The 12,622-nt window shown below is 38.5% G+C and carries 7 protein-coding genes; all 7 read right to left on the minus strand.

The features are described 5' to 3' along the window. Positions 1-3 precede the first annotated feature (3 nt). Positions 4-1,182 (minus strand): glycoside hydrolase family protein, encoded by a 1,179-nt coding sequence (locus ACRD6K_RS03990; RefSeq protein ID WP_430972176.1) that lies wholly within the window; start codon positions 1,180-1,182, stop codon positions 4-6. 207 nt (positions 1,183-1,389) lie between these two features. Beyond that, positions 1,390-3,147, minus strand: a complete 1,758-nt coding sequence (locus ACRD6K_RS03995) for an alpha-L-fucosidase (RefSeq protein WP_430972177.1) — start codon at positions 3,145-3,147, stop codon at positions 1,390-1,392. Between the two features lie 26 nt (positions 3,148-3,173). Then, a complete protein-coding gene (locus ACRD6K_RS04000; protein ID WP_430972178.1) occupies positions 3,174-5,699 on the minus strand; it encodes a glycosyl hydrolase family 95 catalytic domain-containing protein in 2,526 nt (841 codons plus the stop codon). Between the two features lie 184 nt (positions 5,700-5,883). Next, positions 5,884-6,348: a DUF5018-related domain-containing protein gene (locus tag ACRD6K_RS04005; protein ID WP_299577974.1), complete on the minus strand. Its 465-nt coding sequence runs from the start codon at positions 6,346-6,348 to the stop codon at positions 5,884-5,886. A 32-nt stretch (positions 6,349-6,380) separates the two neighbouring features. After that, on the minus strand, positions 6,381-8,123 hold the full coding sequence (locus ACRD6K_RS04010; RefSeq protein ID WP_430972179.1) for a RagB/SusD family nutrient uptake outer membrane protein: 1,743 nt from the start codon (positions 8,121-8,123) through the stop codon (positions 6,381-6,383). 12 nt (positions 8,124-8,135) lie between these two features. Further along, positions 8,136-11,438 (minus strand): TonB-dependent receptor, encoded by a 3,303-nt coding sequence (locus ACRD6K_RS04015; RefSeq protein ID WP_299577972.1) that lies wholly within the window; start codon positions 11,436-11,438, stop codon positions 8,136-8,138. A 150-nt stretch (positions 11,439-11,588) separates the two neighbouring features. After that, the gene (locus tag ACRD6K_RS04020) at positions 11,589-12,620 is read right to left on the minus strand and encodes a FecR family protein (RefSeq protein ID WP_299577971.1); all 1,032 of its coding nucleotides are present in this window, start codon (positions 12,618-12,620) and stop codon (positions 11,589-11,591) included. Positions 12,621-12,622: the final 2 nt, after the last annotated feature.

Consider the following 12,622-nt stretch of genomic DNA (forward strand, 5'->3'; position numbering starts at 1 on the left):
CGTTTAATTACTATTTTCAGGTTGAATTCGAAAACCATGAAGCACTGTCCAGGGATTTCCTTCTGCGTTAAAACCACTGGGTAAGAACATATAAGCAGGCACTCCATCTACCTTGATTACTTTTGGGCGTTCAAACTTATTATTGGCATATACCGCTTTCCCTTTACTGAAGTCCTGTTCTGGAAACATAACCGGACGCGTTTCCCAGGCAACAGATGTTGGAGTCAGTTTTATTTCACCTGTTTTTGTAAAATGCGACTGGTCCATTTCGCAATAAATACCTCCATTTTCAGCATACATCCCAAAGTTATCACACATAGTTGCAACGATATTACCATCTTCTGATACAAACGCACAGAGGTCTTCAACTTTTTTTCCCGGAGGTGGGGCAAAAACGGGTACCATATGTTCAATATAAGGTCCTTCCAGGCTTTCTGCCACAGCTACTCCCAAAGAAGTATTGTCCATAAGTCTGCCATCAATTTCATAAAGTCTGGGACAATACATAAAGAACAAATAATATTTATCATTGTATTTAACCAGCGATGGATTATCAGTGCCGCGTAAACTACTATAGGATGGAACCCCCTCAACAAGCGACTTCTGCATTATCATGCCACAATCTTTCCAGGGCCCACCTGGCTTTTCAGCAATTCTCAATCCTATTTTTCCTTCAGCTCCGGTGTTTATTCCAGGATAGGAAAGATAAGTCAATACATATTTTCCATCAATTCTTTTCACTTCTGGATTATGTGCTGTGTAGCGATTCCATACCCCCTCTTTATCTCCGCCTGGCCTGGATGGAATAATGTTCTTTACAAAAGAATAAGGACCTTCTGGATTCTCGGCAATGAAGTAATTCACTTCAGATTCTACATCCCAGGCACCAAAACCGTATTCTGTTAACCACTGGCAAGCATACATATGATATTTACCATCATCTCCCTGAACGACTGAAGTCCCCCATGTATGATAATCTGGCCTATCCAGGATGACGCCCAAATATTCTAAACGGTCAATAAACTCTCTGGAAATTTTAGGTGGAATTGCAGTATCTGTTGCATTAACCATTACTGCAGTTTTTGTCTTTCCTGATTCAGAGTTTTTTTTTTGTTTGCAGGCAACCATATTCAAACTGCCCAGTATAAGAATGATAATACCAATTAAATATTTATTTTTCATCTGCTTTCATTTATAATTTTAAAAAACGTTTGATTAATAATTCTGCTCTTTCCCATGCACAGCTTCCTTAAAATATTTTGGTTATCATTTTCCAATGCCTCCGCAAAGAGACTATTATTCTGTTCAACAATTTCACTTTTACATAAAACAATGGCCAGTAATTAGAGCAATAAAAGAGGTTCTATACGGAAGCATAATGAACTGATTTTAATTAAAAATTACTTTTCTCAGGAATACCTTTTCATCCTGAACTTTATCAGCCAGATTAAAAATTACTTTAATTGAATTTTCGTTCATGGTTGGGTGTGCGCTAATGTTTAATTCCATACGTCCAAAAACCCGGTCGATTTTGCAAAAACCCGGAGTTTCAACCCCTTCCAACATTAATGCAGCTTCCGAAGGTTTATTTGTTGTACCGTTTACTTTATTGGCAACGAACAGTTCATATTGTCCGGGGCGGTCAATTATTTTAGATAAATCAACGGTAAACTGTCGCTCGTTTGTCGTTTCAGCAAAACCTGAAGCTTTTCCAACTTCCACCAAATCGATATATTCTTTCGACTGACCAGCCTCCCATGAATAACCAAAATCATCTTTATCGCTTTTTAGCCTGTCGTAGTTCTTTTTATCACCAACCATGTAAACAGCCAGTTTCTTTATCACAGGTGACGCTGCATATTCGTTGGCACAGAAACGTATTTTACGGACTTTTACGGGTTTAAATTTATCAATGCGTTTATGTCCTACTGAAATTCCTTTAACGATTTCAAACCAAGTGTTTCCGTCTTTGGAACCTTCAAGGGTATATTTCCTTACGCGTTCACCAAAGGCAATATCTTCCATGGTTATTACGTGGTCTATTTCAGTTACTTTTCCAAGGTCAAGTTCTACCGTTTTACCTTTTCCTGAAGTCTCTTTTATACTTTGTGAAAACCTTCTGCGAATCTCATCTCCCAATTGCTGATACAATTTCATATCGGCAGCGGGGATCAATCCGGATGTATCGGGTGCTGAGTTCAGTAAAAACACCCCACCTCTACCAACAGATTTGTAATAGTTCTCCACAAGCTGGTCCAATGATTTTAAATGCTTTTCGTTTTCCGGAGACCAGAACCAATAGTGGTCTTTTAAGGTGGTGTTTACCTCAAGGGGCATCCACATATCCCCATTGGGGTCGCTATGCGCAGCAGTTGCAGAACCGGTTCCTCCATCTTCCTTTTTAACGGTATTCCATGCCGGATACGGGGCATAGCCACGCTCATTTCCTACCCAACGGATATTTGCCATTGAACTACCGAAAACAATCGCATTGGGGGCATATTTTTCTTTAATATCATCGATGGGGATAATACAGTTTCCATCAAACCATATTTCGGTTGCCTCGCCGTAACGCGATAACACTTCTTCCCATTGCTGGCGAAGCACTTTATTGTATCCTTCTTGTTTTGCGGGGTCTTTGGTTCGTCCTGCTCCGCCCAGGTAAGCTCCCCAGGTTAAGTCGCCGGGATATACATAAATACCTAATTTAATTCCTCGTTGCCAGCAAGCATCTGATAATTCTTTAAGTACATCTCCCTTACCATTTTTATACGCAGTATTTCTTATACCGTAATCGGTAGTTTCAGTATTCCACCAACAAAAGCCACTGGAGTGTTTTGCAACAAACAGAACCATTTTAGCTCCAGAAGCTTCTGCTGCATCCAGCCACTGATTGACATCTAACTTCGAAGGATTGATTTTTTCAATTGGATAGGTGTGATTGCCTTGTTCAATTCCTTCCCAGGTACATGGGTCGAGGCAGATAAACATGGTTTGTTCCATTTGCTGCCACAAGATTTGTTCGGGGGATGGTGTGGCCAATCTGTTTTTGGTTTGGGCATTTATCGTTACTCCGCCCCAGATGATAAATGTACACAGCATTAATATTGCCTTATAATGAATTCCTAATATTCTTTTTTTATCCATCTCTTTAATAATCTTTTAACGCTTGATTAAAAATTCCGCTCTTTCCCAAGTACCGCTTCTTTAAAATATTTTGGTTTATCATTTCGAATACTTTTGAATACTGTTCTATTCATTGATGGCTTTGTTCCTTTCATCACAATAACGTATTTTCCCAATGCTTCTGTGTCAAATACAATGAGACCATCCTTTTCCTTTTTTACCTTAACTACAGATTCATCATTCGCATTCAATACATCAACCCTTTGACCTGGCCAAGGATTAACCAATTTACAAGTACTTCCCTTTATACTTTCTATTTGAACCGCTGCAACAATTCCTTCTTTCATTTCCGACGAAACGATAAATGTTCCCCTTGCCCGAAGTTTAAATGCCGGATTCCAACCTTCCGGAACCGCTGGAAAAACCCGGATTTTACCTTCATTACTTTGCAATAACATCTCATTGATTGTTGAAGTACATATGCTCATTGGTTCTAATCCACATTGGATAAACGGCTTTGCAGGATGCCCCTTTTCGTATTTACATCGCTCATCATAAAGATAGTCACGCTGAGTGGTAATATCCGGTGTTTTAACGGAGTCTGCATACAGAGACAAATAGTACCAATGGTCAATGTTATAAAAAAGGCCCTGTGGAAAGTGTTGCAAACGTCGAACCTGATTGGTTATCCGCTCCAAAGCAACTTCGCCTAAACCCAAGCGGGCCGCCACTATCGGATCGGGTGATATCGCATTTTTCGAAGGTGAATGGCTCTTTACAACATTGGCAGCAGCATTGTACTCCCGGCTCCCTTTTTGGTCAATGCCAATAATATTTGCAGGAAAGACCAACGAAGTGTTAGCGCTGAAATGATTGGTCCAGTCTCCATAGTCTTCTTTTTTAGGATAAACCGATCCATCCTGGTTATAGCCCAGTTGCATAATTTCTCCAATCCCTTCTTCTTCCCGGAAAGGAATAGGCCACAAATGGTCAATGATATGCTGCCATTCTTTAACTTTTTTATTGTCTCTTTCCAGTATTTTTGCAGAAGAAATGCAGGCAGTCATCGTTGAAATGATCATATTACGGTCTGTAATCGTATTCTTCAGATTGTTAGAACGTGGACTCTCATACGGCTGCGAAGGAGATATAAAAAACTCTTTTTTTGATTCATCCCATTGTAAGGTCTGTACATAAAATTCAGCAGCTTTCTTCAAAAAAGGATAGGCTTTCTTTTCTAAAAATACAGTATCACAGGTATATTGAAAGTATTCCCAAAAGAATCCGGCAATCTGACTGGCAGGGGTGAAATTGTTAATCATATCCCCTCTGTTCCAGAAAGTCATACTACCCAAAAAATCATGTGCCTCACTCCAAAGAATGGAATTATCTGCGCCCCTCATTTTGGCATGTTTTTCCGCTTCCGGCATAATCCGGTAATAAGTGTTTAAATACGGAAGCATTAATTCGCAATCATTCTGCGGTGCCAATCCCCAGTATTGTTGCTGTGTGTTCCAATGGTGAGGTGTTACCCAATTTCTCACATCATGGTTCCAGTTCCATAGCCCGCCATTAAAAACAACCGGATATTTCCCCCTTGAACTACTTGCCATCAAATACCTGCGGAGGTAATAAATATTTTCAAGGTAATCATCTCCAATATGCACAAAGGACTGGTTCCAGAAATCCTTCCACCATTGCGAGTGAAGGTTCTTCTCATTTTCAATTCCATTATTCTCAGCCTCGTTTAACAACTCAATTGCGGTTTGCGTTGGTGTTTCCGATTCATTGGAAGTGACCAGTGAAACCATCAAAAGAATGTCATGCTCCCTATTAACCTTGGTTTCAAGTTCGACCCTGTTTGAACTTATCTTTTGTGCTTCAACACCATCCCCAATCAAACGGCATGCAACTGAAAAATTTAGCCCACTAAGACTTTCTTCCAATACAATGTCGGTTCCAATAATTTTTGAATATGTATTTCCTAAACCAATTTCCGAATTTTTTGTATAGCCGCCATACCAGCCGGGAAAAGCCCTGCTTCCCCAGCGTTCGAGCGAAGTACGAATTTTCGTTTTACCGTTGTTTATATTCTTCGAACTTATCCGGATAAACCAAACATTTTTATTGGCAGAAATCCATGTCTGGATGTTATTTTCCTGAAATGGTGTTTTGACATTAAAAGTAGCTTCGGCATCTTTTAACGATAGTCGCCCGTCAAAATCGTTGAGGTATAACCACTCAAAAGTGGGCGTCCCAAAATCAATATTAAGACGAGCTCCTCCACGCAAGGTGGCGCCGGCTTCTGCATTGGGCTGGTCAAACAGATCGTTTTTATTGATTTGGATTTCTATCCCATTTTTATGGTTCCACACCATTCCTCCAAGGTCACCATTACCTATAGGGAAACCTTCAAAACCTTCATAAGCTGGAGTTCTATAAACAATATCATGTTTGTTGAGATAAGTTGCATTATCAACTTTAAATATTGAGGAATTTATTTGTCCCAGTGTACTAAAATAAAAAAACAAAAGGCAAATAAATGCCATCAACTTGACTTTACTTATCTTCATATTATTAATTTTAAAATAATAATTCGAAGCAACAACTAATACATGCTTCGAATACAAACAATAGCTTATAATGAAAAACTTAAGATAATGTCATTGTATAAAGAACATTAATACTCGACTTCAAAATGACAAAATGGATATGAATAAAACGCAGTCTCATCCATACCCATTAAAGTCTAACTAACTAGTTTAAGACTGTAGTTATTTCAAAAATTTTGGTTGTTTTACCATCAGCAGCAACAACCTTATAACTAACCTTGCCTGAATAGTCTCCTGGGCTACCAAGCCTGGGAGAGCCATCAAGCGGGCTTATGGTTGCAGCTGTAGATATCTCTGCTTTACCAGTGATACTAGACAGCTTAATATCTTTATCTGTTTGTGATTTGTTTATGGTTACTTTTCCCTCAACAGTCCCTCCTGACTCACTTAATACTTCGAATGAACAAGCTGATTTAAGATCTGTAAACTCTACTTGTTCATAAGAAGAACCATCCGGATACTGTTTGGTTATAATTTCTCGGTATTCAAACCAAAAATCTGTCATTTCAGCTTCTTCAAAGGTAGGCAGTTCATCCAAGCCCATCCGACAAGAACTGAAAGCCAGTAAAACCACAATAAAAGTCAAGAAATATATTTTATTTTTTTTCATCTTATTTTTTTTTAAAATCATTACAAATTATACTACCAGCCAGGGTTCTGAGGTGCTAAATTTGGATTTTCCTGCATTTCACTTCTGGGAACAGGAAAATAAAAGCGCTTTTGAGTAAATACCCGAGGTGCAAAAACACCACCGTTGTTATATACCTTATTTTCAATTGTATTGTAAAAATCCTGATCGCCACTAACAAAATCTCCGTTTACCGTGAGTACTGCATAGGTAGATCCATCAGAACTGATATCGATATACGTTGGTTCAACGTTTAATTCAGGTACTGTATTCAGATTTTCAGCTTTTGCCCAACGGATAAGGTCCCAATAACGGTGCAATTCAAACGCTAGTTCACAACGTCTTTCATTCTTATATACCTCTAATATATTTGCTATAGAAGTAACTTCAGGCAATTGGCCATGGATTGTACGCGTTGCATTTATGTATGGTAATGCATCACCTTCTTTTCCTGTCCTGATTAAAGCTTCGGCATAATTCAGATAGACTTCAGACACACGGATTAATGGCCAATGATATTCTTGCGGACGTGGAGGCCATCCAAAGTTAGCAAGGTCGTCATACATCCCTTTTCTGAACAAATAGCCGGTCATTGCCCTATGGAGGTTACGGGTCATTTGCGAACGATGTGCCCAATAGGGAGGACGTATGTTAATTGTATCGCCAGAATAAATTGCACCATCGTAAATTAATGTGGCATAGAAACGATTGTCCCTATTTTTGTACATCCAGGCTGTTGCCATTTCACCATCGTCTTTATGCTGTTGCCATAGATTGGTTTCCCACCATTTTTTAGCTACTCCATCATCATCAATCATCAAAAAAGCATCAGCTAAATCTTGAGTCGGATATTGCATTGCCCAGCCATAATAACTTGGTTCATAGTCATTAATTGTTTCTGGCTTGTCGTTTTCTCCATTTGCCAGGGGCAAACGGTATTGCATTGGTGTATTTTCCATATGCAATCCATCTGAATCTCCATAACGAACAAAAATATTATCTGAAGAATTTACTCCGCCAAAATTATTATGTATCCCATTAAAATCAGGATCAATCGCATAGCCATAATTCTCTTTTACGTTTATAAAATCATTGGCTTCTGTAATTACCTCATTGTAGCGTAAACCATGCAACAATACCCTTACAAGGAAAGCGTGTGCTGCAGCCCTGTTTAATCTTCCTTTCGGAGAAGTTTGTGGTAAATTGTCTTTAGCATATTTTAGGTCTTCAACCATAAAGTCAATCATTTCTGATTCGGATGTCCTAGGTAATTTCATATCTTCAGTAGGTTCCAATACACGATCTACTTTCATTACTCCACCAAATCGCCTTACCATCCAAAAGTAAGTCATTGCCCTTAACATTTTTGCTTCTGCCAACGACTCCTTTTGTTCTTGCTCACTTAGCACCTCACTTTTCTCAAGTTCTGTAATTGCCTGGTTGCACAAACGGATCTTGCCATATTGGTTCCATCCTGCATTGTATGAATCATCAATCACTTCTTGCGTTACTGAACGGTTAAAATCAGAGTGTATATCGTCAGACCAATCATCCTCACTTTGAAAATTGAATGTGTACATCGGTATCACCTGGGCATATACATCGGCCATATAACCATCAATCAAGCCTTTACTTCCCCAAACATCTGCACTGGATATTTTATCCAACGGCTTTTTATCCAATAGATCATCCTGGCAACCTGCAACAATTATTATTGAAAAAGCCAGAAATGCAATATATTTTATTTTATTTTTCATTTCTATTTTCTCTTAAAATTTAACATTTAAACCAATAGACATAACCTTTTCAACTGGGTAACCATACCCAAAACCGTCACTTGCTTCCGGATCAAATATCCCATCAACTTTTGGGGCATAGGTTAATAAATTGGTACCATTAACAAATACACGAAGATCGTTAATACCAACCTTTTGTAGTTGTGGCATTTTGAAGTTATAGCCTAACTCAATATTTTTCAACCTTACATAGCTCAATGTTAACAACCATGCATCAGAAGTTGGCCCCACATTATTTTCTCTTTTTCCTGTTGGATTAATCCGTGGGAATCTTGCATTGGGATTGCCAGAGGTCCAAACATCGGTTTGTGGTTTTACAGTTAAAAGGTCTGCTCCTCCATCATCGTAAGAGTATCTGCCGTCTAGCCACATATCGAAATTACTGGCTCCCTGAATAACTGCCGACATGTAAAAACCACGATACGATGCACCAAGATTGATCCCATAGTAATAGTCAGGAGAACCTCCGTTTCCAATCCTTCCAAAATCATCGCCATTAATTTGCCCGTCTCCATTAAGGTCTTTATATTTTAAATCGCCCGGAAGCAAATCAACTGAACCTAAGCGACGTGGACTATTTAAAATATCTTGATTTGTGTTATAATACCCTAAACTAGAATATCCTGTCCCAGTATAGTTTGATTCGTATGTCTCACGGGTTCTTGGATTTTTCAACGATGATTCCGATTCATCTGGCTTAAGTTCCCAGAAACTTTCATAATGAGTTAGGTTAAAACCTAATGAATATTCCAGGTCACCAATTTTATCGTTCCAATTTAAATTTATTTCGTAGCCACCGCGACGAGTTGAACCATAGTTAATTTTTGGCAATGAAGTTCCCAAAGGCGTAGTATAAACATCCTCCGGATTTGCCAAATAACCATTTGTTCGATAATAAAAACCATCAAATACAGTTTTTAAACGGTTATTAAAAAAATCTGTCTCTAAACCAACATTGTAACTTTTTTGGGTGTACCAGGTAATATTTCCCGCAGGTAATCCATTGTCACTATAACCTCCAATCCATGATCCGCCCCAAAAATAACGCTTTTCTACTGGTTGAAATGTTGAAAGGAATGCAAACCGCGCAACTGCATCGTTTCCTGTTTCACCATAAGATGCACGAAGCTTCATATTGTTGATAATTGATTCGGAGATTAGATTTTTATAGAAACTTTCTTCAGAAATCCTCCATCCTAAACCAATAGAAGGAAAAAATCCCCAACGATCATCTTCCCGAAAACGTTCTGATCCATCATAACGAAAACTGGCAGATAGCAGGTATTTATCTTTATAATCATAGCCTAAACGCCCAATATATCCCCTTCGCGCATATTCATCGCCACTTCCTGAGTTGGTGAGTCCGTCCTGAGGGCCGGCAAACAAATAATCAATAGCATCTGAAACATAATCCCTCCTAGAAGCAGAGAGGTTAGAATAATAACCTTCAGATTCTTCATAAAAAAGAGAGAGATCCAGATTGTGATCACCAAAAGTCCTTTCGTATTTTATAAATGACTGCAAAGTATAATTCCTTGATGTTGCCCTTGATTCAGATAATGTTGGCGCTGACTGCTCATTTTTATCTCCTGCGTTGGAATATACAGGCTGTAAAGTCCGCCATTGTTTAGATTTGCTAAAATTAAGGTTGTAATTGGTCATAAAACCAAGCTGCATTCCTTTAACCCAAGGCACATCCCATGTAACTGTAGAAATTCCGTTAAAATAACGATTCCATGAATTATTATAACCGTTAGCCGGATCGGTTTCATAAGCCGGATTATTAGTTGAGTTGATTGCCAAATAGCGGCCTTGTTCATCATAAGGCTTTTGATATGGCAATGTGTTGTTCACATGTCCAAAAATAAACCAGTACGAAAAAGGAACATCTTTATAATCAGTAAATGTACTTCTGACTGTAAAATCAAATTTCAGCCCTAATTTGTCGTATGACTTACCGACCTTTGATAAAAAGTTATATTTTTTAAGATTATGTGCATCACTGGATTTGTATGCACTTCCCTGTTCTTGAAACGACAGCGAGAACAAATAATCTATAGATTCCTCTTTGCCACTTACGCTTAGGTTGTGCCTTTGTGATGGTGCCGGTTTAAATACTTCATCCCACCAATTGGTAGACGGATAATTGGGATCTGTCCCATCTTTGAATTTTTGCAACGCTTCATCATTCCAAGGCTTGGTAATTCCATACATGCCTGCAATTTCATTGTTAAACGAAGCATAATCGTAAGAAGACAGAAAATCTGGTTTCAATGCCGGAGTTGAAGTACTAAACAAATTAGAATAACTAATGCTGTTCCCTTTTGCCTCTTTTGTTGTAACCAAAACTACTCCATTTGCAGCCCTTGATCCATAAATAGCAGACGCACCAGCATCTTTTAAAATTGAAATGTCCTGAACATCGTTCGGACTAAGGTTTGCATAATCATTTTTAAAACTAACCACCCCATCAATTACATACAAAGGTTCACCTCCGCCCCTAATAGATATTGAAGGGACATCGTTGCCAGGACCACCACCACTTTGTTTCAAAATAACACCAGGTGAAACACCTGCCAATGCTTGTCCCATATTTGAGTAGGAAGCATTCTCAAGTTTTTCTGCATCTACTTTTGATATTGAATTTAGCACTTTTCTTTTGCTCTTGGTTCCATAACCAATCGCCACTACTTCTTCTAAACCAATAGCATCGGGTTCCATGGTTACATTAATTCTATTCTGCCGACCAATGACAAGCTCCTGCGTTCGCATCCCCACAAACGAAAAATGAAGTATTTCGCCGGCAGATACATTTGAAATAGAATAATTTCCATCCATATTGGTAACTGTCCCCTGCGTTGTTCCTTTTACAAGTACCGTTACACCAGGTAATGGCAAGCCTTCCTCATCAACCACTTTTCCGCTAATTTTTCCTTTTTGCTGCAGAACTCTTGTTCCTCCATTGAATCTTGCATCATTTGTTGACAATAAAATCAACTTATCTCCAAAAAAACGGTATTCAATTCCAGTATCCTCAAATATGGTCTCTAATATTTCCTCGACCGTTTTATTCTCAACTGTAATAGACACCTTCCTATCTACATCGATTTGCTCATTCTTATAGAAGAAATGGAAGTCACTTTGCTCCTCAATTGATTTCAAAACATCTACAATGCTTTGATTTCTTACCTTAACTGACAACTTGCTATTTTGCGAATAGACCGAGGCAGTCACCTGAAGCATACTCACCAATAAGAGAATCACTGCTAATTTCATAATTAGAAACAGTTTGTGCCACCCACTCCTCGGGTAACATTGTTTTACTTTTTTTTTCATAAATTTGTTTGACTTTAAATTATTAAAATGGTGTTAGCGCACCGGTTAATTTATTTCAGTGTCGGTGGATGTTAGCGCATCCATCGACTTTTATCTACAATTTTGACTAGGGGATTCACCCTTTACCTTTTTTTGAATAATTATCTTCCGCTCTTCTACATGGTATTCAATTGGATGAGTATGTTTTATAATCTCAAAAACCTCCAGTATCGTTTCGTTTCGGATGGTTCCGGTATAATGTTCATTCAATATTGATTGGTCAACAACTTCAATTTCAATATCATATTTTCGCTCCAATAGCTTAATCAGATCCCCAAAAAGCATATCAAGGAAAATCAGTTTATTATCTTTCCAGGAAGTGTATAAATGTGTGTCAACATGTTCTTTACGCTGAATCTTTCGATGGATTTTATCAAAAACCAATTGTTCGCCAGGCTTTAAGACAATCTCCTCTTTAAACATTAAATGGTCTGAAGACAAAATTCGGATAGATCCTTTTTCAAGGGTAGTGACAACTCTGTGCTCCGCTTCATAGTTTTTCACATTAAATTGGGTTCCTAAAACTTCAACGTTGTAATAGGGGGTGTGAACGATGAAAGGCTTCTTTTCATTTCTTTTGACATCGAACCAAGCCTCGCCCGTAACAAAAACCTCACGTTTTTTACTCGTTTCATTCACATCATATTTTATTTCAGAACCAGCATTCAGGTAAATGAGTGTTCCATCAGGTAAGATGGTTTGAGAAACAGACCCTTTGGGTGCTATTGTCGTCAAATAAACTGGAACTTTCTGCTTATAGTTTTGCATGATTAAACTACCAACGAGCAAACCGATAGCAACCACAGCTGCGGTTAGTGACCAATTAATTCTTCTTCGTATAGTTAGTACCGCAGGTCTAGTGGTATTTATGCGGTTTTTAAATCGCTCCCACTCTTGTGTAGTTTGCGCCATCTCTGCAACATCAGCCACAGAGCTTTCCCACAAATCTTTTATTTTAGTGTAGTAACGTGCATTACGATCAGATTGCGACATCCACTGCAACAGTCGCGCTCGCTCTGCATTAGTGATATCTCCGTCTAACTCAGCAATGATTAATGATTTTATTGATCGTTTCTCTCTCATTA

The organism is Sunxiuqinia rutila, assembly GCF_050589705.1.
GTDB lineage: Bacteria > Bacteroidota > Bacteroidia > Bacteroidales > Prolixibacteraceae > Sunxiuqinia > Sunxiuqinia rutila.